Here is a 23,432-nt window from a genome sequence, read left to right as displayed (position 1 = left end):
TGGGGAACCCGATTCTTTCCTCAAGGGAGAATCTGATTTTGACCTTAGAGACGACACGGTCGTTGCAACTCCCAAAAGATCTGGGTGTTGCAACGACCGTTAGAACCCGCCGACCGGAGGCGGTTCTTTTTTGTGTATTGGAGAGGCGGCGCTACATCCGGATGAGGATGGTGTTCATGGCCTTGTCGTGGAGCCCGCGCTGGTCCGGGTCGAAGATGACTGCCGGAATCACCAGGCAAAGCAAAAGTGTCCGCACCAGTGCTGCGAGCGGGCCGGCCGGACCCCCGCCCAGCCGTACGACGTGGATGCCTGCAATGCGGTGCCCGATGCTGTAGCCGAGAGTGCCGATCAGCAGGATCTGCTCGACAGCGAAGACGCCGAGCGTGGCCCACTGGTTACCGGCGAACGCGAAGTTGCTGATCAGCAGTGCCAGTCCCCAGTCGATGCAGATGCCAAGGATGCGCCGGCCGGCGCGGGCCATGGAGCCGGGGCCGGACTCAGGAAGGCCAAGCCGCGCTCCAGGGTACTTTGAAATGCCGGACGTGTCCGGGCCGGTAAGCCATGAGCCAAGATCTTTACGGGAAACCACTCAACAAGTTTAACTGCATCACCACGTCCAGGTTGGCGGCGACGGGCCGCCGCATCGCCGCCGCCAGTTGGGGCATGGCGCCGCGCCACATTTCGGACAACGTGGACCCCGGACCGTCCGCCAAGTAGCGTTTACACAGAAAGGCAGTTCTGTAACCTGCCTGAAACAAAGCCGATACTCCCGGGAAACCCCATATCCCTAAGGTTGTAGAAGTTGCTAGCCACCGCACCGGGGGTACTTTTTTGTGTTCCGCCGGGTTCGGTTTTCGCTGGATCAGACGGCAAATGCCCGTTACCTGTTATGCGTTAGGAGCATAGATGTTCAAGACTGCGGAAGAAGTTCTCCAGTTCATCAAGGAAGAAGACGTCAAGTTCGTCGATATCCGCTTCACCGACCTGCCCGGCGTCCAGCAGCACTTCAACGTGCCGGCCAAGAGCGTGGACCTGGACTTCTTTGTGCACGGCCAGCTGTTCGATGGTTCCTCCATCCGCGGCTTCCAGGGCATCGCCGAGTCGGACATGCAGCTGATTCCTGACGTGACTTCCGCCTTCATTGACACCTTCCGCATCGAGAAGACGTTGGCGCTGAACTTCTCCATCGTGAACCCGCGCACCGGCGACCCTTACCACCGCGACCCGCGTGGCGTTGCCGAGAAGGCTGAAGCCTACCTCGCATCGACGGGCATCGCGGACACCGCGTTCTTCGCCCCCGAAGCCGAGTTCTTCGTCTTCGACAACGTCCAGTACCAGTCCTCCCCGCAGGGCAGCTTCTACAAGATCGACTCTGAAGAAGCACACTGGAACACCGGCCGCGAAGAAGAGGGTGGCAACCTCGGCTACAAGACCCCGGTCAAGGGCGGCTACTTCCCGGTTGCCCCCACCGACAAGCAGGCCGACCTGCGCGACGCCATGTGCGTCGAGCTGGACAAGGCCGGCCTCGAGGTCGAGCGCTCCCACCACGAAGTCGGTTCCGCCGGCCAGGCCGAAATCAACTACAAGTTCACCACGCTGACGGCGGCCGCCGATGACCTGCAGAAGTTCAAGTACGTCATCAAGAACACCGCCGACGCGTGGGGCAAGTCCGTCACCTTCATGCCGAAGCCGGTCTTCGGCGACAACGGCTCGGGCATGCACTGCCACCAGTCCCTGTGGAACAACGGCGAACCGCTGTTCTACGACGAGAAGGGCTACGCCGGCCTGTCCGACACCGCCCGCTGGTACATCGGCGGCCTGCTGAAGCACTCTTCCGCCGTCCTGGCCTTCACCAACCCGACGGTGAACTCCTACCGCCGCCTGGTCAAGGGCTTCGAAGCTCCGGTCAACATGGTCTACTCGCAGGGCAACCGCTCCGCCGGTATCCGCATCCCGATCACGGGCTCCAACCCGAAGGCCAAGCGCATCGAGTTCCGCGCTCCGGACCCCTCGTCCAACCCGTACCTGGCCTTCGCTGCCCAGCTGATGGCCGGCATCGACGGCATCCGCAACCGCATCGAACCCCCGGCACCGATCGACAAGGACCTCTACGAGCTCCCGGCCGAAGAAGCCAAGGACATCCCGAAGGCACCGGGCTCCCTCGAGGAAGCGCTGGAGGCCCTGCGTGAGGACAACGAGTTCCTGCAGGCCGGTGGCGTCTTCACCCAGGACCTGATCGACACCTGGATCGAGTACAAGTACGAGAACGAGATCAAGCCGCTGGCACTGCGCCCGAACCCGTACGAGTTCGAGCTCTACTACGGCGTCTAGTCAAAACAAAGGGAAGAGCGGGGCGCAGTCCGCAAGGACTCCGCAAGAATCCAGATTCCCGAATGAGGAAGGGCCACAGGCATCGCGCCTGTGGCCCTTTTTCGTGTTGAGGTCAGCCGTTAGCAGCCGCGTCCAGGCTCTGCTGCCGTTCCTTGAGGATGTCAGCGACAGCTGACCGCGCGGACTCTTCGTTATCCGGCCACATGTGCCCGTGGTGTCCCGGAAGCAGTGCTCATGACGGCTACCAGCAGAAGGGCAACAACAAGAATCCCGCGAGTATTCATAACCGGCACACTAACCGGCATTGCACCCCGCCCCTCGACGCACTAAGCGCCCTATTTGAGCAACCTGTTCATGTCAAACAATGCTTCAAGGGGGCTGGCAGTCTCTGTCAGCGGCTTGTCTGACCTGCCGCCGCAGTTCTCGACCTTCTTGGCGAAACGTTCCTGATCGTCGTGGCGGATGACGATTTCCGATCCCGTCCCTCCGGTACAGCCGGGCTGGGCTTCGGTGATCTTCTCCGCGCGCGAAGGCAGTGTTTCAGCCAACTCCAACACTTTGGACCAGGTGTCGGCCGGCATGTCCTTGGTTTCCTGGGCCAGCACATCACCGTACGAATCGACGGTGATGGTGGCCTGCTTGTCCGAGGCCTTAATGACGAAGCTGCGGTGGTATTGGGGTGGGACGGAGCTGTCCCGGAACCTGTACTCGACGGTCGTTTTCGCCGGGTCCAGCTGGAGCGGGGCGGGGCCAGCACATGAGTTGATCATTCCGGCACAGACTAAAACCATGGCAGACAACAAAATGCGACGATGCAACTTTCCCCCTGTAGCTTCATCAAGTTTGTCCTCAGCCTAGCCGCAGTTGAGGAGTTAGGTCTCACCCTCTTGGACCTCCTTGAAGTCAGTCGGGTTCTCAGGCGGCGGAAGCCATGAGTTGGCGCATGCGATGTTTGGGGGTTTCGAGGTCTTCAGCCTGGAAGGTGAAGTAGTTGGCAGTAGAGATTGCCTCGCGGACGCGACGGCGCGACGTAATCTCAGTGCCCAATCGGGACGGGGCGAGGCGACGGTGGTCGGGAATGGCCGTGACGTACAATCGCGGTGAGGGCGAAGGGCCAGGCCGAGTTCCGGTGCCATTGTGTGGGGGAAGGGCCAGAATGTTCGGTAAGAAGAAGCTCAACGATCTGATGGCGCAGCTCAGGCCCGACCTGAGTCGGGAATCGCTCGGCGTCGGGCCCGACTTCCCGGGCGTCGCCCCGAACCCGCTCCTGAGCAGCGATGCGCGGAAGCGCAATGCGGAACTGCGTACGGGGGCGCTTGCGCTCGGTGTGCTCGTCGACTGGCGGGAGGTCAACAGCAATCCACGCGTGGTCCTGATGCTCGACGTGCAGATCGCCGACGGCATCCCGTTCCGCGGTATCGCAGACGAAGACCTCACGATCAGCGCGCTCACCCGACTCGCCCCGGGACAGACGTTGCCCGTGCGCTACCGGCCGGGCGTCATGGACCACTACGTCGCCCTTGCCCGGGACGCGGACCCCGCCCAAGTACAGCAGCTCTCTGACGAGATCGCGAGCCGCAAGCGGACCTGACCCCAAGCCATTGGCCGGATCCTTAGGCCGTGTCGCGGTACTACTGTTTGCCGTACTTCTTGTGCACTGCCTGCTTGCTGACGCCAAGGCACAGCGCAATCGCCTCCCATGACAACCCGGCGTGCCGGGCAGCGCGCACCAACTGGGCTTCGGTCCTGCCAACCTCCTTGTGCAGTTCCGCCACGACATAGAGCGCCTCAGCGGGGCCCATGCCATCCATCGATCCCACCAGGGTCTTCATGCGCTCCACCTCCATAGCGTCAACCATAGTTGACACCCGGGACGTCGTCAACCAAAGCTGACAGCCTCCCTTTCGTTTTGTCCGGGTTCCCGGTTGAATGGGGCCACACGGAGTTCGACCGGACTGCTTTTGGGGGACGCAATGAAGAAGAAATGGACAATCCTGCTGGTGCTGTCGGGCCTCGCGTTCGCCGCCTGCGTCCTGATCCTGCCCCGGCCGCTCGCGGCCGTTGCGGGAGGAGGCGCCGACGCCGGAACAACCGTATTGTTCGTCCTCGGCCTGTTCCTGCTGGCAGACTCCCTCGGGCTGCTCGCCGTCGGACTCCGCCTGCGCTCCCGGGACCTCAACACGCCCCGCAGCTATGACAACCGCGAGGCGATGGGCTCCGACGAAGACCGGAAGCCCAACCCCTACGAGCCACCCGCCGCGCTGAACCAGACCCAGATGGGCCACCACACGGGGCAATAGGCCTGCCTGCCAAAGACCCAACGTTGCTGCCCTGCCAGTGCAGGGCGGTCACAAATCGCCTGACCCGGCTCAGCTCCTGTTACGGTGGCGGCATGGCCGAACTCAGCCCCGAAAGCCGCGAATATTTCCGAACCCTCCCGCGCCGGCGCGTTGCTGCCGGGCTCGTCATCCGTGACGACACTGGCAGGGTCCTCGCGGTGAAGCCGAACTACAAGGACGGCTGGCTCCTGCCCGGAGGCACCGTCGATGCCGGGGAAGCGCCCCGCGCCGCCGCGCGCCGTGAAGGCCGCGAAGAGCTGGGCCTGGACATCGCCCCCGGGGCCCTGCTGATCATCGGGCACTCGGCGTTTCCGTCTCCGATCGGCGACGGCCTGAATTTCCTCTACGACGGCGGCGTCCTGCCGGCCGGCACACGGATCGTCCTGCAGGAAGCGGAACTCACCGAATGGCGATTCGTAGCCCAGGCGGACTTTCCCGCCTACTTCGGGATCCACGGCGCATTCCACGTTTCGTCGGCCCTCACAGGGCTTCGCGAAGGCCGCGTCCTCGAACTCCAGGACCGCGAAGAAGTCTTCTAGGCCCGGGCATGACGTGCCGGCGGGCGCTACTGGCCGTAGAACTCCCGTTCGAAAACGGCCCGCGCCCTCCGGCTCATCCGGAGGTAGTCCTCTTCGAAGACCGCGGCCTGCCCCGGAGCGTAGCCGCACCAGCGCGCCACCGCTTCCAGGTCCCGGCGCGACGCGGGCAGGAGATCGGAAGCGCGGCCCGTGCAGATCACGTTGGCCGAGCGGATCCGGCTTGCCAGGCGCCAGGTGGTGCGCAGCAGCTGCGCGTCCTCCTTCCCGATCAGTTTCAGTTCTTCGATGGCGTCCAGGGCCCGCAGGGTGGAAGTCGTCCGCAGGGCGGGGTGTTTCCCGGCATGCTGGAGCTGGCGCAGCTGCACTAGCCATTCGACGTCGCTGAGGCCGCCGCGGCCAAGCTTCACGTGCCGTGCGGGATCTGCCCCTCGCGGCAGTCGCTCGGATTCGACACGCGCCTTGATCCGGCGGATTTCCCGGACCTCGGTGTCCGCCAGCGTGGCAGGGTATCGGATGGGATCCACGAGCCCGATGAAATCGGCGGCAAGGCTGTCGTTGCCCGCCATCGGCTGGGCCCGAAGGAGCGCCTGCGCCTCCCAGACCAGGGACCAGCGCCGATAGTACTCGGCGTAGGAGTCCAGAGAGCGCACCATGGCCCCGTTCTTGCCTTCGGGCCTCAGATCGGCGTCGACCATAAGGACGCGTTCGGCCATGATCGCCGGCTTCAAAGGCTGGGTCAGGAGGCTGGACACCTGCGCCACAATCGTCAGGGCCTGCTTCTGTGCCTCCTCCTCCACAGCCCCGGGCAGCGCGCGGTGGACGTACATGACGTCGGCGTCGGAGCCGTAGCCGATTTCCCGGCCGCCCTGGCGCCCCATTGCCACAACCAGCACGTGCGTCTTGAGCGCACCGCCGTCGGAAACGACGTTCTCGGCCACATGCAAAGCACCCAGCACGGCAGCCCGGTCCGTATCGGCCAGGGCCTCTCCCACTTCATCCTGGTCCAGAAGTCCGGAGCTGTCGGCAATGGCAATCCGCAGGATTTCCCGACGGCGGATGAGCCGGATGAGGCGCATGGCGCTCTCCGGTTCAGCGTGGCGGGACATCTTCGACTGGATTTCCTGCCATTGTGCCTCGAAGGAGACGGGCCTGAGCTCCTTGTCGTTCCCGAGCCAGGCGACCGATTCCGGAGAGACTTCCAGGAGGTCTGCGATCAACCGTGAGTTGGAGAGCACATGGCAGAGCCGTTCGGCCGCGGCCTGGGAGTCGCGCAGCATTCCCAGGTACCAGTGGGTGGTGCCGAGGGTATCGCTGACCCGGCGGAAGGCGAGCAGGCCGGCGTCGGGGTCCACTCCTTCGGCGAGCCAGCCGAGCAGGATGGGCAGCAGCTGCCGCTGCAGCGCCGCCCGGCGGCTCACCCCCGCGGTGAGCGCCTCGATATGCCGCATGGCGCCCTGCGGATCGCGGTAGCCGAGCGCGGCGAGGCGCCCTTGGGCCGCTTCCGGGCTGAGGCGGGCGTCCTCGGTGCTCAGGCTTGCCGCGGTGTTGAGCAGCGGGCGGTAGAAAATGCGCTCGTGCAGTTCGCGGACGGAGCGTTTCGTCTTCTGCCAGGTGCCTATCAGGGCATCAGGGTGGGGGCGTTCCGAGGAAAACGGCCCCAGCACTGCCTTGGCCAGGAACCGCTGGGCATCCTTGCCGGTGGGCATCAGGTGGGTGCGGCGCAGCTGGAACAGCTGGATCCGGTGCTCCAGCAGCCTCAGGTAGCGGTATGCGCTGTCGAAGGCCGCAGCATCGGTCCGGCCGATGTAGCCGCCTGCCGAAAGCGCGGCGATGGCCGACGTGGTGTCCCGGCAGCGCAGGGTCTCATCTGATTTTCCGTGCACGAGCTGGAGCAGCTGGACGGTGAACTCGACATCCCGCAGGCCCCCCGGCCCGAGCTTGATCTGCCGCTGTTCCTCGGCGGGGGCAATGTTGTCGGTGACCCGGCGGCGCATGGCCTGGACGGATTCGACGAATCCCTCACGGCCCGACGACGACCAGACAAGAGGCTGCACGGCTTCCTCATAGCGGGCGCCCAGCTCCCGGTCGCCGGCGATGGTGCGGGCCTTCAGCAGCGCCTGGAACTCCCAGCTGTCCGCCCAGCGCGCGTAGTAGCTCAGGTGCGAGGGCAGGGTCCGGACCAGCGGGCCGGATTTCCCTTCCGGGCGCAGGTTCGCGTCGACTTCCCAGAGTCCGGGCTCCGGCGCGGTGGAGGAAATCGCCCGCGAGATGCCGCTGGCCAGGGCAGTGCCGATGGTGGCGGCGTGGGCGTCCTCCAGCCCTTGCGCTTCGATCACATAGATGACGTCGACGTCGGAAATGTAGTTGAGCTCGCGGGCGCCGCATTTGCCCATGCCGATTACCGTCAGCCGGACGGCGGCGACGTCGTCCGGGTCGAAGGTGGCGGCGGCCTCGGCACGGGACACGGCAAGGGCCGCTTCAATGGCGGCTCCGGCAAGGTCGGCCAGCTCGGCGCCGACGACCGGCATGGCATCCTGCGGGCTGGCGGCACACAGGTCCCTGATGGCGAGCTCCGTGAGGCCGCGGCGGTAAGCAGTGCGCAGGGCAGCGTAGGCCGGGGTACCGGTCAGTCCTGCGACAGGCCGCGAGGAAGCGGCGTCCGCCCGGACGGACGCGAGCAGCCGGGACCGGAGCACCGCGGGGTCCTGGGCCTGCGGCTCCGGGCTGACCCGCTCGTCGAAGACGTCGAGGTGCTCGGGATGGCGGATCAGGAACTCCCCCAAGGCCTCGGACGCGCCGAGCAGCCGGTAGAGCGGTTCACTGCGGTCCGTCCCGGCGGCTGCGAGTTCCCGCAGGGCAGGGTGCTTCTCGATCAGCCGCACCAGGGTCTGCAGGGCCGTATCCGGGCTGGCGCTCAGGTGCAGGCCCGCGAAGAGGGTCTCCTGGTCGATTCCGTCGAGTTCGCGGGCGCCAAGGAACCGCTCCCCCTTGTCAAGGTCGCTGAAACCGGCTGAAATGAGCCGGCGTGCCAGGCTCATGCCGCCCGCCTAAAGGATGCCGAGGTTGCGCTGCAGCTCGTACGGGGTGACCTGGAGCCGGTAGTCCTGCCATTCCGCCCGCTTGTTGCGCAGGAAGTGCTCGAAGACCTGCTCCCCCAGGATCTGGGCCACAAGCTCGGAGTCTTCCATGGCGCGGATCGCGTCGTGCAGGCTGGACGGCAGCGGGGCGTGGCCCATGGCCTTGCGTTCCGCGGACGTCAGCGACCAGACGTCGTCCTCTGCCGCCGGCGGCAGTTCGTAGCCTTCTTCGATGCCCTTCAGGCCGGCGCCCAGGAGTACGGCGTAAGCCAGGTAAGGATTCGTGGCGGAGTCGATGCCGCGGTACTCAATCCTTGCGGACTGGCCCTTGCCGGGCTTGTAGAGCGGAACCCGGACCAGTGCCGAGCGGTTGTTGTGCCCCCAGCTCAGGTAGCTCGGAGCTTCGCCGCCGCCCCAAAGCCGCTTGTACGAGTTCACGAACTGGTTGGTCACCGCCGTGAATTCCGGGGCGTGCTTGAGGATGCCCGCGATGAACTGCCGTGCGGTCTTGGAAAGCTGGAATTCCGAACCGGCCTCGTAGAAGGCGTTTGTGTCGCCTTCGAAGAGGGAGAAATGGGTGTGCATGCCGGAGCCGGGGTGGTCGGTGAACGGCTTGGGCATGAAGGTGGCGTATGTTCCCTGCTGCAGCGCCACTTCCTTGATGACCGTGCGGAAGGTCATGATGTTGTCCGCCGTCTGCAGCGCGTCGGCGTAGCGGAGGTCGATCTCGTTCTGGCCCGGTCCGCCCTCATGGTGGCTGAATTCCACCGAGATGCCCACGGATTCGAGCATGGTGACAGCGGTGCGACGGAAGTCCTGGGCCACGCCGCCCGGAACGTGGTCGAAGTAGCCGCCCTCGTCCACCGGAACCGGAGCCCCGTTGGGGCCCAGCTCGCTGGACTTCAGCAGGTAGAACTCGATTTCCGGGTGCGTGTAGCAGGTGAATCCCATGTCCGCGGCCTTCGCGAGGGTGCGCTTGAGGACGTTGCGGGGATCGGCGGCGGATGGCTCGCCGTCCGGGGTGAGGATGTCGCAGAACATCCGCGACGTCTGTTCGGTGTCGCCGCGCCAAGGCAGGATCTGGAAGGTGGCGGGGTCCGGCTGGGCCAGCATGTCCGACTCAAAGACGCGGGCCAGGCCTTCGATCGCCGATCCGTCGAAACCGAGGCCTTCTTCAAAGGCGCCCTCCACCTCGGCCGGGGCAAGTGCCACCGACTTGAGCGAACCGACGACGTCGGTAAACCACAAGCGCACGAAGCGCACGTCGCGCTCTTCGATGGTCCGCAGTACGAACTCTTGCTGGCGGTCCATGGGGCCCCTTTTCAGATTCAATGTCCACACCGCAGGCACGTTTTTACCGGGCCTGCGGAAGCTCAGCCTTCACTCTACTAAGCATTGCCCGCGAATGCCGGTGTCGGAGCTCCCCGTAACACAGCGTTTACAAATCGGGAGCGCTCTCCCGCCGGTGGCTAGCCGGCCGGGGACCGCATACGCTCTTGTCATGGCCCCAAGCAACCATCCTGAAGAGCGCAACCATCCCGAACCCGGCAGCAGCAGTCCAGAGACCGCTGCACCGTACGGCTCCGGCCCGTCGGCGCCTGCTGTGCCGTCCGGAGGAACTGCCGGCACTGCCCCGTCCGGCCGCGTGCGCATCCACCACCTCCAGCAGGCCAAGGCCAACGGCTCGCGCTTCGCCATGCTGACGGCCTACGAGCAATACACCGCCGAAATCTTCGACCAGGCCGGCGTCGAGGTCCTGCTGATCGGTGACTCCGCGTCCAACAACGTCTTCGGCAACGAAAGCAGCCTTCCCGTCACGGTGGATGAACTGCTCCCCCTGTGCCGCGCGGTCGCACGCTCCGCCAAGCGTGCCCTCATTGTGGCTGACCTGCCCTTCGGCAGCTACGAGGTATCCGCCGAACAGGCTGTCGCCACCGGCGTGCGCTTCCTCAAGGAGGGCCTGGTTCATGCCGTGAAGATCGAGGGCGGTGCCTACTACGCACCCACGGTCCGCGCCATGGTCCAGGCAGGCATTCCCGTCATGGCGCACATCGGTTTCACCCCGCAGAGCGAGCATGCGCTCGGCGGCTACCGGGTTCAGGGACGCGGGGACGATGCCAAGCGCCTGATCGACGACGCCGTCGCGCTGGTTGATGCCGGTGCCTTCAGCGTGCTGATGGAGATGGTCCCGGCAGACACTGCTGCCGCCGTCGACGCCGCAATCAAGGTGCCCACCGTCGGCATCGGCGCGGGCAACGCGACCACGGGCCAGGTGCTGGTCTGGCAGGACATGGCCGGGCTGCGCGGCGGGAAGATGGCAAAGTTTGTCAAGCAGTACGCGGACTTGCGCAGCATTCTCGGAGACGCCGCCCGGGCCTACGCCGACGAGGTGCGCTCAGGCAGTTTCCCCGGCCCCGAGCATTCTTTCTAGCGACGAACTTGCCCCCGAGCGGGAAGGCTAGTCGTCGTCCTTTTCCCAGGCCTCATTGCGGGCCTGGACCTTTTCGAGGGCATGTTCGGCTTCCTCGCGGGTCTTGTACGGCCCGATCAGCTGGGTCCAGTCGGACATCGCGTCCTCTTCGACCTTGTGGGTCTGCACGTTGTACCAGTACTCCGTCACGATGGCTCCTTCCTTATGGGCGGCCGCCGCGTAACTTTTCGCGGCGGCCATGCCCGGCCGGCCGCATTGTTAGCTGCGTCTCGTTGCTCCCTTATATGATCAATCTATGCCTTCCCCCGCTTTGACCGCACCCATCGGCACGCTCACCCAAGGAACCGTCAGCCCGCAGCTGCAGGTGCCGGCGTCCATCGCACGCCCCGAGTATGTCGGCAAGCCGGCGCCGGCCAAGTTCACCGGCTCTGAAGTGAAGTCGGCGGAGACCATCGAAAAGATCCGCATCGCGGGCCGGATTGCCGCTCAGGCGATCGTCGAGGTCGGAAAGCATATCCAGCCGGGGGTCACCACGGACCAGCTGGACCGGATCGGGCACGAGTTCCTCATGGACCACAACGCCTACCCGTCCACCCTTGGCTACCGGGGCTTCCCCAAGTCGCTGTGCTCCTCGCTCAATGAGGTCATCTGCCACGGCATCCCGGACTCCACCGTGGTCCAGGACGGCGACATCCTGAATATCGACATCACCGCGTTCATCAACGGCGTGCACGGTGATACCAACTACACCTTCCTGGTGGGCGACGTGGACGACGAGTCCCGTCTCCTGGTGGAGCGGACACAGGAGTCCCTCAACCGGGCCATCAAGGCAGTGGCACCCGGGCGCGAAATCAACGTGATCGGCAGGGCCATCGAATCCTACGCAAAGCGTTTCGGTTACGGAGTGGTCCGTGATTTCACGGGCCACGGAGTGGGCGAGGCCTTCCATACGGGCCTGATCATTCCGCACTACGACGCCGCACCGGCCTACAACACGGTCATCCAGTCCGGCATGGTCTTCACCATCGAGCCCATGTTGACCCTCGGCACCATCGAGTGGGACATGTGGCCGGACGACTGGACCGTAGTGACCCGGGACCGCAAGCGCACAGCGCAGTTCGAACACACCCTGCTGGTGACCGACACCGGCGCGGAAATCCTCACGCTGCCCTGAACCGGGCCGCCGGAAGTCCTGGCTGCCCCGCGCCCCTGTCTGCCGCCAACCACCTGCCAAGAACGGATATGCATTGACGAAGGATTCGAAGACCCACAAGCACGCGCCGCTGATCGGGATCGACATCGGCGGTACCGGCATCAAGGGCGGGATCGTGGACCTGAAGAAGGGCAAGCTCGTCGGTGAGCGCTTCCGGATCCCCACTCCGCAGCCGGCCACCCCGGAAGCCGTCGCCGACGTCGTAGCCCAGATCGTCGAAGAACTTTCCGGCCGCCCGGATGCCCCGGCAGAAGGCTCGCCGGTCGGCGTCACCTTCCCCGGCATCATCCAGCACGGCGTGGTCCGCTCCGCAGCGAATGTGGACAAGTCCTGGCTCGATACCGACGTCGACAGCCTGTTCAGCGAACGCCTGGGCCGCCCGGTCGAGGTCATCAACGACGCCGATGCCGCCGGCCTCGCCGAGGCCCGCTACGGCGCCGGTGAAGGCGTGGACGGTACCGTCCTGGTCATCACCCTCGGCACCGGCATCGGCTCCGCGTTCATCTTCAATGGCCAACTGGTCCCCAACGCCGAGCTCGGCCACCTCGAAGTCGACGGCCACGACGCCGAAACCAAGGCCTCCGCCGTCGCCCGTGAGCGTGACGGCCTGAGCTGGGACGAGTACGGGGTCAAACTCAACCGCTACCTGCGGCACGTCGAATTCCTCTTCTCCCCCGAACTCTTCATTATCGGCGGCGGGATTTCGAAGCGCTCCGACGAATACTTCCCCCACTTGGAGCTGCGGACCAAGATCGTCACCGCGGAACTGAAGAACGACGCCGGAATCGTCGGCGCCGCCCTGGAAGTCGCCTTCCACCACAAGCTCGTCAAGTAGCCGCGGCGTTGCCGTCAACTACTCTTCGGATGCCAATGGCGCCCGGGATGTGGTTGGCGGCAGACCGCTGCGGATGACGTGGTGCCGGTGGTGGCAGGGGCTTCCCCTCCGCCGCCACCACCGGAGTCTTGCAAGGAACTACTGGGAGCCCTTGGCGCCGGCCTTGCTCCTGCCGTTCTTGCCCACGGCTTCCTGCCGCAACTGGGCTTCTTCGCGCAGCAACGCAATGGCGGATTCGAAGTCTTCCAGGGATTCGAACGCCTGGTAGACGCTGGCGAAGCGGAGGTATGCGACCTCGTCCAGCTTCTGCAGCGGCCCAAGGATTGCGAGGCCTACCTGGTGGGCATCGATCTCGGCCGCACCGGAGGCACGGATGTTCTCCTCGACCTCCTGGGCGAGCATGGCGAGATCGTCCTCGGTGACAGGACGGCCCTGGCACGCCTTGCGGACGCCGTTGATGATCTTGCTCCGGCTGAAGGGTTCGCCCACGCCCGAACGCTTGACGACGGACAGGCTGGTGGTTTCCACTGTGGTGAAACGGCGGCCGCATTCGGGGCACTGCCTGCGGCGGCGGATGGATGAGCCGTCTTCGGCCATGCGGCTGTCCACCACCCGGGAATCGGGGTTACGGCAAAACGGACAATACACGCCGGCCTCCCTGTTCCGCGGACACTCAAATCTGGAAATGCAAATAGTGGCGGAAGCAATGCTTCCGCCACTATTTTACGTTCGCACGCATGCTAATGACAAGCATGTAACTACTACATGTAGTGCCGTCCGCCGTATATGTAGTGCTTACGACCCCGCGAAGCGGATTGTGACGGCGTCGCCGTGGCCCGGAAGGTCCTCGGCCCCGGCCAGGCTGACGATGTGCCGGCTGACCTCTTCCAGTGCCTGACGGTTGTAGTTGATGAGCTGGACCGCGCGCAGGAAGGTGGTGACATTGAGCCCTGACGAGAACGCCGCCGTGCCGCTGGTAGGCAGCACGTGGTTGGAGCCGGCACAGTAATCGCCGAGGCTTACCGGGCTGTAGTCGCCGACGAAGACCGCCCCTGCGTTGCGGATGCGGGCGGCAACCGCCGGAGCGTCCGCCGTCATGATTTCCAGGTGCTCCGCCGCGTACGCGTCGCACACTGCGATCCCCTGCTCCAGGTTGTCGACCAGCACGACGCCGGACTGCGGCCCTGAGAGCGCCGTCACCACCCGTTCGCGGTGCTTGGTCCGGGCGGCCTGGCGCTTGAGCTCGGCGTCCACCGCCGCAGCCAGCTCGGGTGAGTCAGTGACGAGCACGGACGCCGCCTTCGGATCGTGTTCGGCCTGGCTGATGAGGTCGGCGGCCACGAGTTCCGGTTGGGCCGTGCCGTCGGCGAGGACGGCGATTTCGGTGGTGCCGGCCTCGGAGTCGATGCCCACCACGCCCTTGACGAGGCGCTTGGCCGTCGCCACGAAGATGTTGCCGGGACCGGTGACAACGTCCACGGGTTCGATGGCTTCCTCACCGTCCGCGCCGGGGATCCCATAGGCGAAGGCAGCCACGGCCTGGGCACCGCCGATGGCGTAGACCTCGTCGATGCCGAGCAGCGCGGCGGCAGCCAGGATAGTGGGGTGCGGAAGGCCGCCGAACTCCTTTTGCGGCGGGGACGCCAGCGCCACCGAGGGGACGCCGGCTGCCTGCGCCGGAACCACGTTCATGATCACGGACGACGGATACACCGCCAGGCCGCCGGGTACGTACAGGCCGACCCTGCCGACCGGCACCCAGTTCTGGCTGACGACGGCGCCGTCCCCCAGTTCGACGTCGACGTCCTCCGGACGCTGGGCGACGGCGAACTTCCGGGCGCGGCTGATGGATTCTTCCAGGGCGGAACGGACGGCGGGATCGAGGCTCTCCAGGGCCCCGGCCAGTGCCGCCGCCGGAACCCGGGGGTGGGACTGCTCGACGCCGTCGAACGCCTGTGCGAACTCGCCCAGGGCCGCAAAACCGCGGGAGCGCACGGCGGCGATGATTTCCAGGACCTTCTGTTCGGCGTCGGCCACCGTCTGATGCTGCGCCCGCGGCACGGCGGCGCGCAGTTCCGCGAGCGAAAGCGCCCGGCCCCGCAGGTCGATGCTGCGGAACTCAAGGGACTCGATAAGGGTGGCGGCTGGGTTCTCCGGAGAAATGGTCACGCGGCTATTTTAGTGTGCCTGCCCGCCGGACCGTGTTCCGCTGCTCAACAGCGCGATCAGGTTGTAGAGGAAGGCGAGCACGGCGAGGGTGCACGGCCAGACAAGCAGGACGACGACGGAACGGAGCGTGAAGCCTTCCTCGCCTGCGGGCGGGGCGCCGGACGGGCCCCACCACTGCGCGGCCAGCAATCCTACCTGCCAGGCCGCCGCGGATCCGGCCAGGCCGCCCGCGATGGCCAGGAAGGTACGCAGGCCGCGGCCGTTGTCCGATCTGCTCGAATCCAGCCACACGGCGGTGAAACAGCCGGCCAGGAGCAGCAGGGCGGCGAGTACAAGGTCCCGGGGAAGCCGGGTCAGGGGCTCAACAGGATCCGCGAGGGCGGGGTCGCCGGTGAGCAGGTTGGCGCCCCCGGGGGCGAGGAGCCACCAGGCAATGCCAAGCAGGACGCCGGAGACAGCGGGCACCACGAACCACAGCCAGGCCGGGCCACGCCGCGCCTCTTCCCTGCCCCGTTCTGCCGGCATCCCGTTCCAGGCGGGGCCGGTGCTCTCATATGCAGGCAGGATCATGGATGCCACATTAACAAACATTGCGCCCGCTGCCGCAACAACGCGACCTCGGCACGGCCGGAATACCCTCACGGCGGCTCCTGGGAATACGCTGATTCCAAGAACCGGATTGCGATTTCGAGCAGGAGCTGGCCATGGCTTTGGACACCCCATCCTTCGTGGGAACCTTCAAGGAAATGTTCCGCCGGCACGCCGCGGGCGTTGCGATCATCACGGCGGACCTCAACGGCAGGCCCTTCGGGTTCACTGCAACCTCGGTCGCATCACTGTCCGCCGAACCGCCCCGCTTCACCTTCAACATGTCCCGCAGTTCCAGCTCATGGCCCGCCGTGGCGAACTCGACCTACATCGGACTGCACATGCTCGGCCACGAGAACGAGGCCCTGGCAGACCGCTTCGCCCGCGGAGGCGGGGAACGCTTCGAAGGCGACCACTGGGAACCGGGCCCCTTCGGAGTGCCGCTGCTGAAGAACGTCACCGGCTGGCTCATCGGAAAGATCCAGATGCGGCTGTCCTTCGAGAACAACGCGGTGGTCGTCGTCGAAGTGGTGGACGGGCAGGTGGGCGAGGACGGCACCCCGCTGCTTTACCACTCGGGCAGCTATGGGCAGCCGGTCCCGCTCGATTACGAAATCTGAGCCCGGCCGCCTGGCTGCCCAGACAGTCAGCCGTCCAGGCAGGCCGGCCCGAGCAGCACTTTCAGGTCTCCGAACAGCGCCGGGTTCGGGTTCACGCGCAGGTGGATCGGCAGCGCCATCACCTCGATCTTCGTGTCCCCGTGCAGGTTCAGCCGCACCTCGGAGTTGCCGCGGTGGTTACCGAGGACGTCCCTCAGTTCCGTAACCACGGCCTCGGTGGCCTTGTGCGTGGGCATGGTGATGACCAGCGGCCCGTTCACGCCCTCGCTCAGGTCCGGCACTGAGAGTTCCATGCAGTTCAAGGTGACGGCACCGTCGTCGCGCCTTTGGAGGCGGCCCTTGACCACGACGATCAGGTCTTCGGCAAGGACGGAGGCGATCGGTCCGTAGACCTGGCCGAAGAACATGACCTCCATCGATGCACCCAGGTCCTCGATCTCGGCGCGTGCGTAGGCGTTGCCGCTGGCCTTCGCGATGCGGCGGCTCAGCGAGGTGATCATGCCGGCGATGGTGACGATCGCACCGTCGTGGGGGCCGTCCTCGGCAATGATCGAGGAGATGGACTGCTCGGCGTGCTGGCTCAGCACCCCTTCCAGGCCCTGGAGCGGATGGTCTGAGACGTAGAGCCCGAGCATGTCGCGTTCGAAGGCGAGCTTGTCCTTCTTCTCCCATTCAGGCAGGTCGGGGATTTCGGTGGTGAAGGAGGGCTCTGACTTGTCGTCCTCGAACCCGGCGAAGAGATCGAACTGGCCGATCGCTTCGTTGCGCTTGAGGGTGATGACGGAGTCGATCGCTTCTTCGTGGATCATCGCCAGGGCGCGGCGGGAATGCCCCAGGGAGTCGAAGGCCCCCGCCTTGATGAGGGATTCGATGGTCCGCTTGTTGCATACCACCGCGGGAACCTTCATCAGGAAGTCCGAGAACGACTCGAAACGGCCCTGCTCCTGGCGGGCAGTCACCATGGAGTCCACGACGTTCGATCCGACGTTGCGGATGGCACCCATGCCGAAGCGGATGTCATTGCCCACAGGTGTGAAGGTCAGTGCGGATTCATTGACGTCCGGCGGGAGCACCGTGATGCCCATGCGCCGGCATTCGTTCAGGTAGATGGCCGACTTGTCCTTGTCGTCACCCACCGAGGTCAGCAGGGCGGCCATGTACTCCGGCGCGTAATGCGCCTTCAGGTACGCGGTCCAGTAGGAAATCACGCCGTAGGCGGCGGAGTGGGCCTTGTTGAAGGCGTAGTCGGAGAACGGCAGCAGGATGTCCCAGAGGGTCTTGACAGCTTCCTGCGAGTAGCCGTTGTCCCGCATGCCCTGGGAGAAGCCGGCGAACTGCTTGTCCAGCTCTTCCTTCTTCTTCTTGCCCATCGCGCGGCGCAGGATGTCTGCCTGGCCGAGTGAGTAGCCGGCCAGTTTCTGGGCCACGGCCATGACCTGTTCCTGGTACACGATCAGGCCGAACGTGCCACCCAGGATGTCCTCGAGCGGCTCGGCCAGCTCAGGGTGGATCGGGATGACGTCCTGGATCTTGTTCTTGCGCAGGGCATAGTCGGTGTGGGCGTTGGCGCCCATCGGGCCTGGCCGGTACAGAGCCAGCACGGCGGAGATGTCTTCGAAGTTGTCCGGCTTCATCAGCTTAAGCAGCGAACGCATGGGCCCGCCGTCGAGCTGGAACACGCCCAGCGTGTCGCCACGGGCGAGCAGTTCGTAGGACGCCGCATCGTCCAGGGCGAGGTTTTCCAGGTCCAGGTCGATGTCCCGGTTGAGCTTGATGTTCTCCAGGGCGTCGGAAATGATCGTCAGGTTCCGCAGGCCCAGGAAGTCCATCTTGATCAGGCCGAGGCCTTCACTCGTGGGGTAGTCGAACTGGGTGATGACCTGGCCGTCCTGGAAACGGCGCATGACCGGGATGACGTCGATGATCGGGTCCGAGGACATGATCACGCCGGCGGCGTGGACGCCCCATTGGCGCTTCAGGCCCTCGATGCCGAGTGCGGTCTCGAAGACCTTCGCGGCCTCGGGATCCGTGGCGATCAATTGACGGAAATCGCCGGCTTCGCCGTAGCGCTTGGCCTGCGGGTTCTGGATGTCGGAGAGCGGGATGTCCTTGGCCATGACGGCGGGCGGCAGGGCCTTGGTGAGCGTCTCGCCCATGCTGAAGGGGTAGCCGAGCACACGCGAGGAGTCCTTGAGCGCCTGCTTGGTCTTGATGGTGCCGTAGGTGACGATCATCGCCACGCGCTCGTCGCCGTACTTCCGGGTCACATAGTCGATGACTTCCGGACGGCGGCGGTCATCGAAGTCGACGTCGAAGTCGGGCATGGACACGCGGTCCGGGTTAAGGAAGCGTTCGAAGATCAGCCCGTGCTCCAGCGGATCCAGGTCCGTGATGCGCATGGCGTACGCGACCATGGAACCGGCACCGGAACCACGTCCCGGACCAACGCGGATGCCGTTGTTCTTGGCCCAGTTGATGAAGTCGGCAACCACCAGGAAGTAGCCGGGGAAGCCCATGGACGTGATGACGTCGAGTTCATAGTCCGCCTGCTTGCGGACCTTGTCCGGCACGCCCTGCGGGTAGCGGTACTCCAGGCCGGAGGCCACTTCCTTGACCAGCCAGGACGTCTCGTCCTCCCCCGGCGGGCAGGGGAAACGCGGCATGTAGTTGGCGCCCGTGTTGAAGGACACTTCGCAGCGCTCGGCGATGAGAAGGGTGTTGTCGCAGGCCTCCGGATGGTCCCGGAACAGTTCCCGCATCTCCTGCGGGGACTTCAGGTAGTAGCCGCTGCCGGAGAACGCGAAGCGCGAGCCGCCCTGGTCGTAGGTCGGCTCCAGAAGGGTCGAACCGGACTGGATGGCCAGCAGGGCCTCGTGGGCCTTGGCGTCGTGTTCGTGCGTGTAGTGGAGGTCGTTGGTGGCCACCAGCGGGATGTTCAGTTCCTTGGCCAGCCGCAGCAGGTCTCCGGTGACCCTCCGCTCGATGTCCAGGCCATGGTCCATCAGCTCGCAGAAGTAGTTCTCCGCGCCGAAAATATCCCTGAATTCCGCGGCGGCTTCGAGCGCCTCACGGTACTGGCCGAGGCGGAGCCGGGTCTGGATTTCGCCTGAAGGGCAACCCGTGGTGGCGATGAGGCCTTCGGAGTACGTGTTCAGCAATTCGCGGTCCAGCCGGGGCCATTTACCGAAAACCGAGTCAAGCGAAGCGATGGAGGAGGCCCGGAAGAGGTTCCGCATGCCGGCGTTGTTGTAGCTCAGTAGCGTCATGTGGGTGTAGGCGCCACCACCGGAGACGTCGTCCTTCCGCTGGCTTTCGTCGCCCCAGCGCACGCGTTCCTTGTCGGTGCGCGCGGTGCCGGGCGTGACATAGGCCTCGACGCCGATGATCGGCTTGATGCCCTTGTCCGTGGCCTTCTTCCAGAAGTCGAAAGCCCCGAAGAGGTAGCCGTGGTCGGTCGTTGCCAGCGCCGGCATGCCCAGCCGCTCGGTCTCGTTGAACAGCTCGCCAAGCCGGGCCGCCCCGTCCAGCATGGAGTACTCGGTGTGGGTGTGCAGGTGGACGAACGAGGCATTGCTGGAAGTCACCACGCCAGTCTACCTTCGAGCGGCCGGGGCGTTCCCGCCGTCGTCGGGTGTCCGGCGGAGCAGTACGGCGGCCGCCGAGGCTTCAGCTAGAACACGAAGGGCGGAACGTCCTTGGTGGCCGCCAGGCACCAGACGAACATCGGGGCCCCGGCAAGCAAGGCGGCTGCCGCGGTCCCGGCAAGGGCACGGGCCCGCCCACGGGGGAACTCCCGGGCCGGGACAGGGTCAACGGATCCGGGCAGGCCAAGCGGAGGTCAGGCGTCGCCGCTGGCGAGGAGGTCGAGCGCGTACTGGAGGTCCGCAGGGTACTGGCTGGTTACTTCCACCCAGTCGCCGCTGCGGGGGTGCGTGAACCCGAGCCTGCGTGCGTGCAGCCATTGCCGGGTGAGGCCGAGTGTGGCCGCCAGGCGCGGGTCGGCACCGTAGGTGAGGTCTCCCGCGCAGGGATGCCGCAGCGCCGAGAAGTGGACACGGATCTGGTGCGTCCGGCCGGTCTCCAGGTGCACCTCCACCAGGCTGGCCTTGCCGTAGGCTTCCAGGACTTCGTAGTGGGTGACCGAAGGACGGCCGTCCTCGATGACGGCAAAGCGCCAGTCGTGGCCGGGGTGCCGGCCGATCGGGGCGTCGATGGTTCCCTCGAGGGGTTCCGGCAGGCCCTGGACGACGGCGTGGTAGACCTTGTCCACGGTCCGTTCCTTGAAGGCGCGCTTCAGCACGGTGTAGGCGTGCTCGGTCTTGGCGACCACCATCACCCCGGAAGTTCCGACGTCGAGCCGGTGCACGATGCCGGCACGCTCGGCTGCCCCCGAAGTGGAGATCCGGTAGCCGGCGCCGGCCAGGCCGCCGACGACCGTGGGCCCCACCCAGCCGGGCGACGGATGCGCCGCAACACCCACGGGCTTGTCGATGACGACAAAGTCCTCATCGTCCAGCAGGATGTTCAGGCCTTCCACTACTTCCTCCACGACTTCCAAGGGATCCCGGCGTTCGGGAACGGTAACTGACAGCACGGAGCCGGCGGTGAGCTTCGCCGATTTCGCCAAGACCGCCTTGCCCGCCCTCACGTTGCCTTCGGCCAGCAGGACGGCCGCGGCGGAACGGGAAATGTCCATGAGCTTTGCCAGGCCGGCGTCGGCGCGGGCGCCACCCAGCTCCTCCGGCACCTGGAAGGTCTCAGGCATCGCCGGATGCCTCCTGGTCCGTTCCGGTCTGCTCCGTTTCAGCCGCCTTCCGGGCCGGCTGCTGCCTTGACCCGTCCAGGCCGATTCCGCGGAGGGTCAGCAGGCAGATCACCGTGACGGCGGTGACGACGGCGGAATCGGCGACGTTGAAGATCGCGAAGTTGGGCAGCTGGATGAAGTCGACCACGTGCCCCATTCCGAAGGACGGTTCACGGAATAGCCGGTCCGTCAGGTTGCCCAAGGCACCGCCAAGGAGCAGGCCGAGGGCAAGGGACCACCAGACCGAACCGAGCTTGCGCAACTGGAAGAAGATGGCCACAGACACCCCGGCCATCACGAGCGTGAAGACCCAGGTGACGTTCTCGCCGATCGAGAAGGCCGCCCCGGAGTTGCGGATGTAGTACCAGTGCAGCAAAGGAGGCAGGACGGGGATGCGTTCGCCCTCCACCATGGTGCCGGTGACCCACAGCTTGGTGAGCTGGTCAAAGGCGTAGGCTAATGCCGCGAATCCCGCGAAAAGCCAAAGCAGGCCCGGTCGCGGTGTCCGGCGTATGGTGCGGTCCGGTTCCGTGGTGCCGCTGTTGTGTTCGTCGCTCATAGTGCTTTCATCCGGGTGGCCGTGGGCGGGTCGCTGCTCTTAACAGCGAAAGCCGGTGGCCGAGGAGTCCTCAGCCACCGGCTTTCAGAATACTTGCTTAGACCTCTGCAGCTGCTTCGCCGACCTCTGGGGCGGCAACGGAGCCACGGGCATCCAGGTCGCGCAGCTGGCCTTCGATGTAGGCCTTCAGGCGGGAGCGGTAGTCGCGTTCGAAGCCGCGGAGCTGCTCCACCTTGCGCTCAAGGACGGAGCGCTGCTGCTCGAGGGCGCCGAGGATCTTGCGGGACTTGTCCTGCGCGTCGTTGACAAGGGTGGAAGCTTCGATCTGCGCCTCGGCGATGATCTTTTCCTTCTGCTGCTCGCCGTCTGCGACGTGCTTGTCGTGCATCTGCTGGGCCATGGCCAGCAGGCCGGCAGCGGACTCGGCGGAAGGGGAAGCGACCGATGCTCCGCCGGCGGCGGGAGCCGGAGCGGCAGCTTCGGCGGCCTGGGCCTTCTTCTTGGCGTCTGCTTCAGCAGCCTTGGCCTCAGCTTCAGCCTTTGCTTCGGCTTCGGCCTTTGCCTTGGCGTCTGCGTCCTTGTCGGCCTTGACCGGAGCCGGGACCTTCTCGACGACGGGTGCGGGGGCGGCGTTGGCAGCGACGGGGGTTCCGGCCTCGGCGAGCTTCTTGCGGAGCTCGTCGTTCTCCTGGTTCAGGCGGCGCAGTTCGACGACGATTTCGTCGAGGAAATCATCCACCTCGTCCTGGTCGTAGCCTTCACGGAACTTAGTCGGCTGAAAGCGCTTGTTGACAACGTCTTCTGGCGTCAAAGCCATCTGGTCACCTCGTTGGTCTAGTCAGTCAGGAGGCCTTCCGGCCGTTCAAAACCTACGGTACCTAAATATCATCTGATTCCCCCAATTCAACACCCTTTGGCGTTAATCACGGGTACAGGGCCGGGCCGCCGGAGCTGCCGGGGAGCCTTGCCCTAGGAAGAAGCTACACCAGGCCCCAGATGAATCCCATGGCAATGACCACCACAATGAAAACAATCAGGAACGCCAGGTCGAGGGAAATCCCGCCGAGCTGCAGGGGCGGCACAATCCTGCGGATCCGCTTGATGGGCGGATCCGTTACCGAATACACCATGTGCGCTGCCACTAAGGCGGCTCCGCGCGGACGCCATTGCCGGGCAAACATCTGCACCAGGTCAAAGACAATCCTGATGATGAGGGAAATCTGGAACAGCAGCAATGCAATGTAAATAAGGCCAAAAACAATGCCCACGGCTTAGCTCAGTTCTCCTCGATCGCATACGGCTGGACTTCTATTCCAACACAGATGCCAGGCAGATGGCCTGCCTGGCATCAATGACAGCTGTTCTGCTTGTCAGCTCTGGTTGAAGAAGGAGGCCTGCGCTTCGCTCGCCTTCTTGTCGTCGCCAAGGACTTCGACGTACGCCGGCGAGAGCAGGAACACCTTGTTGGTCACCCGCTCGATGCTGCCATGCAGGCCGAAAACCAGGCCGGCGGAGAAGTCCACCAGGCGTTTGGCATCCGCCTCGCCCATGTCGGTGACGTTCATGATCACGGGGATCCCGTCCCGGAAGCTCTCGCCAATGATCTTGGCATCGTTGTAGGAACGGGGATGGACCGTGGTGATCTGGCGGAGTCCGGAACTGTCTTCGCGGCTCGATGCCGCACGCTTGATGGGTGTCACGGGGGCGCGGTATTCCTCTTCGGCGGCTTGGGGTATTTCACGGACGGCTTCCCGGACAGGTGCGGGGGCGCGGCGCTCTTCCTGCTCGACGGCGGCCTCGTCGTCCCGGTGCGGGAGGTGGTGCTCAGACTCGTAGTGCTCATCGCCGTCGGCGAGCCCAAGATAAACCATTGTCTTGCGCAGTGCGCCAGCCATGCTGGACTCCAATCGTGCGTGCAGTTGGCGGG

The 23,432-nt window shown here is 65.3% G+C and carries 23 protein-coding genes; 8 read left to right on the top strand and 15 right to left on the bottom strand.

Features of this window, described 5'->3' with window-relative positions:
* Positions 1–151: 151 nt before the first annotated feature.
* The gene (locus ACNQPB_RS16490; RefSeq protein ID WP_498753498.1) at positions 152–589 is read right to left on the bottom strand and encodes an RDD family protein; all 438 of its coding nucleotides are present in this window, start codon (positions 587–589) and stop codon (positions 152–154) included.
* A gap of 317 nt (positions 590–906) precedes the next feature.
* Here ACNQPB_RS16490 and glnA (ACNQPB_RS16485) point away from each other — a divergent pair, with 317 nt between their 5' ends.
* Positions 907–2,331, top strand: coding sequence for a type I glutamate--ammonia ligase (glnA, locus tag ACNQPB_RS16485; RefSeq protein WP_498753497.1), 1,425 nt, complete (start codon positions 907–909; stop codon positions 2,329–2,331).
* Positions 2,332–2,666: 335 nt separating this feature from the next.
* Here glnA (ACNQPB_RS16485) and ACNQPB_RS16480 read toward each other — a convergent pair whose 3' ends face one another.
* On the bottom strand, positions 2,667–3,149 hold the full coding sequence (locus ACNQPB_RS16480) for a hypothetical protein (protein ID WP_498753496.1): 483 nt from the start codon (positions 3,147–3,149) through the stop codon (positions 2,667–2,669).
* A gap of 338 nt (positions 3,150–3,487) precedes the next feature.
* Between ACNQPB_RS16480 and ACNQPB_RS16475 the strand changes: the two genes are divergently transcribed.
* On the top strand, positions 3,488–3,922 hold the full coding sequence (locus ACNQPB_RS16475) for a hypothetical protein (RefSeq protein ID WP_498753495.1): 435 nt from the start codon (positions 3,488–3,490) through the stop codon (positions 3,920–3,922).
* Positions 3,923–3,962: 40 nt separating this feature from the next.
* Here the strand turns inward: ACNQPB_RS16475 and ACNQPB_RS16470 are convergent, their stop codons facing one another.
* Positions 3,963–4,178 carry a death domain-containing protein gene (locus tag ACNQPB_RS16470; RefSeq protein WP_498753504.1) on the bottom strand — a complete coding sequence of 72 codons (216 nt, stop codon included), beginning with the start codon at positions 4,176–4,178 and terminating at the stop codon, positions 3,963–3,965.
* Positions 4,179–4,304: 126 nt separating this feature from the next.
* Here ACNQPB_RS16470 and ACNQPB_RS16465 point away from each other — a divergent pair, with 126 nt between their 5' ends.
* Complete coding sequence (locus ACNQPB_RS16465) at positions 4,305–4,631, top strand: hypothetical protein (RefSeq protein WP_498753494.1); 327 nt, start codon at positions 4,305–4,307, stop codon at positions 4,629–4,631.
* Between the two features lie 92 nt (positions 4,632–4,723).
* Positions 4,724–5,209: an NUDIX domain-containing protein gene (locus ACNQPB_RS16460; RefSeq protein WP_498753493.1), complete on the top strand. Its 486-nt coding sequence runs from the start codon at positions 4,724–4,726 to the stop codon at positions 5,207–5,209.
* 26 nt (positions 5,210–5,235) lie between these two features.
* On the opposite strand, the gene ACNQPB_RS16455 is transcribed toward ACNQPB_RS16460, so the two are convergent.
* A complete protein-coding gene (locus ACNQPB_RS16455) occupies positions 5,236–8,247 on the bottom strand; it encodes a bifunctional [glutamine synthetase] adenylyltransferase/[glutamine synthetase]-adenylyl-L-tyrosine phosphorylase (RefSeq protein ID WP_498753492.1) in 3,012 nt (1,003 codons plus the stop codon).
* A 9-nt stretch (positions 8,248–8,256) separates the two neighbouring features.
* Positions 8,257–9,597, bottom strand: a complete 1,341-nt coding sequence (glnA, locus tag ACNQPB_RS16450) for a type I glutamate--ammonia ligase (protein WP_498753491.1) — start codon at positions 9,595–9,597, stop codon at positions 8,257–8,259.
* A gap of 190 nt (positions 9,598–9,787) precedes the next feature.
* On the opposite strand from glnA (ACNQPB_RS16450), the gene panB reads away from it, so the two are divergent.
* Complete coding sequence (panB, locus tag ACNQPB_RS16445; RefSeq protein WP_498753490.1) at positions 9,788–10,717, top strand: 3-methyl-2-oxobutanoate hydroxymethyltransferase; 930 nt, start codon at positions 9,788–9,790, stop codon at positions 10,715–10,717.
* 27 nt (positions 10,718–10,744) lie between these two features.
* Here the strand turns inward: panB and ACNQPB_RS16440 are convergent, their stop codons facing one another.
* Positions 10,745–10,957, bottom strand: a complete 213-nt coding sequence (locus ACNQPB_RS16440) for an SPOR domain-containing protein (protein WP_498753489.1) — start codon at positions 10,955–10,957, stop codon at positions 10,745–10,747.
* Between the two features lie 55 nt (positions 10,958–11,012).
* Between ACNQPB_RS16440 and map the strand changes: the two genes are divergently transcribed.
* Positions 11,013–11,891 carry a type I methionyl aminopeptidase gene (map, locus tag ACNQPB_RS16435; protein ID WP_498753488.1) on the top strand — a complete coding sequence of 293 codons (879 nt, stop codon included), beginning with the start codon at positions 11,013–11,015 and terminating at the stop codon, positions 11,889–11,891.
* 73 nt (positions 11,892–11,964) lie between these two features.
* On the top strand, positions 11,965–12,765 hold the full coding sequence (gene ppgK, locus ACNQPB_RS16430) for a polyphosphate--glucose phosphotransferase (RefSeq protein WP_498753487.1): 801 nt from the start codon (positions 11,965–11,967) through the stop codon (positions 12,763–12,765).
* Positions 12,766–12,903: 138 nt separating this feature from the next.
* Here the strand turns inward: ppgK and nrdR are convergent, their stop codons facing one another.
* The 3 genes from nrdR to ACNQPB_RS16415 form a co-directional block, all read right to left on the bottom strand.
* Positions 12,904–13,413 (bottom strand): transcriptional regulator NrdR, encoded by a 510-nt coding sequence (nrdR, locus tag ACNQPB_RS16425; protein ID WP_498753486.1) that lies wholly within the window; start codon positions 13,411–13,413, stop codon positions 12,904–12,906.
* Between the two features lie 147 nt (positions 13,414–13,560).
* Complete coding sequence (gene hisD / locus ACNQPB_RS16420; RefSeq protein WP_498753485.1) at positions 13,561–14,934, bottom strand: histidinol dehydrogenase; 1,374 nt, start codon at positions 14,932–14,934, stop codon at positions 13,561–13,563.
* A 9-nt stretch (positions 14,935–14,943) separates the two neighbouring features.
* Complete coding sequence (locus ACNQPB_RS16415) at positions 14,944–15,504, bottom strand: hypothetical protein (protein ID WP_498753484.1); 561 nt, start codon at positions 15,502–15,504, stop codon at positions 14,944–14,946.
* Between the two features lie 134 nt (positions 15,505–15,638).
* Between ACNQPB_RS16415 and ACNQPB_RS16410 the strand changes: the two genes are divergently transcribed.
* Entirely contained in the window at positions 15,639–16,142 is a 504-nt protein-coding gene (locus ACNQPB_RS16410; protein WP_498753483.1) for a flavin reductase family protein, read from the top strand.
* A 26-nt stretch (positions 16,143–16,168) separates the two neighbouring features.
* On the opposite strand, the gene dnaE is transcribed toward ACNQPB_RS16410, so the two are convergent.
* The 6 genes from dnaE to ACNQPB_RS16380 form a co-directional block, all read right to left on the bottom strand.
* Positions 16,169–19,726 (bottom strand): DNA polymerase III subunit alpha, encoded by a 3,558-nt coding sequence (gene dnaE / locus ACNQPB_RS16405; RefSeq protein ID WP_498753482.1) that lies wholly within the window; start codon positions 19,724–19,726, stop codon positions 16,169–16,171.
* A 254-nt stretch (positions 19,727–19,980) separates the two neighbouring features.
* Positions 19,981–20,907, bottom strand: a complete 927-nt coding sequence (locus ACNQPB_RS16400) for an RluA family pseudouridine synthase (protein WP_498753481.1) — start codon at positions 20,905–20,907, stop codon at positions 19,981–19,983.
* Positions 20,900–21,505, bottom strand: coding sequence for a signal peptidase II (gene lspA, locus ACNQPB_RS16395; protein ID WP_498753480.1), 606 nt, complete (start codon positions 21,503–21,505; stop codon positions 20,900–20,902). The genes ACNQPB_RS16400 and lspA overlap by 8 nt, the downstream gene beginning before the upstream one ends.
* 97 nt (positions 21,506–21,602) lie before the next feature.
* Positions 21,603–22,322 carry a DivIVA domain-containing protein gene (locus ACNQPB_RS16390; protein ID WP_498753479.1) on the bottom strand — a complete coding sequence of 240 codons (720 nt, stop codon included), beginning with the start codon at positions 22,320–22,322 and terminating at the stop codon, positions 21,603–21,605.
* A 163-nt stretch (positions 22,323–22,485) separates the two neighbouring features.
* Positions 22,486–22,773: a YggT family protein gene (locus ACNQPB_RS16385; protein WP_498753478.1), complete on the bottom strand. Its 288-nt coding sequence runs from the start codon at positions 22,771–22,773 to the stop codon at positions 22,486–22,488.
* 102 nt (positions 22,774–22,875) lie between these two features.
* On the bottom strand, positions 22,876–23,400 hold the full coding sequence (locus ACNQPB_RS16380; protein WP_498753477.1) for a cell division protein SepF: 525 nt from the start codon (positions 23,398–23,400) through the stop codon (positions 22,876–22,878).
* Positions 23,401–23,432: the final 32 nt, after the last annotated feature.

It is taken from the genome of Curtobacterium sp. LFS079 (genome assembly GCF_047977865.1).
In the GTDB taxonomy this organism is placed as follows: domain Bacteria; phylum Actinomycetota; class Actinomycetes; order Actinomycetales; family Micrococcaceae; genus Arthrobacter.
Note: the sequence above shows the minus strand (reverse complement) of the source record. Positions and strands in the feature narration are given on the sequence as shown.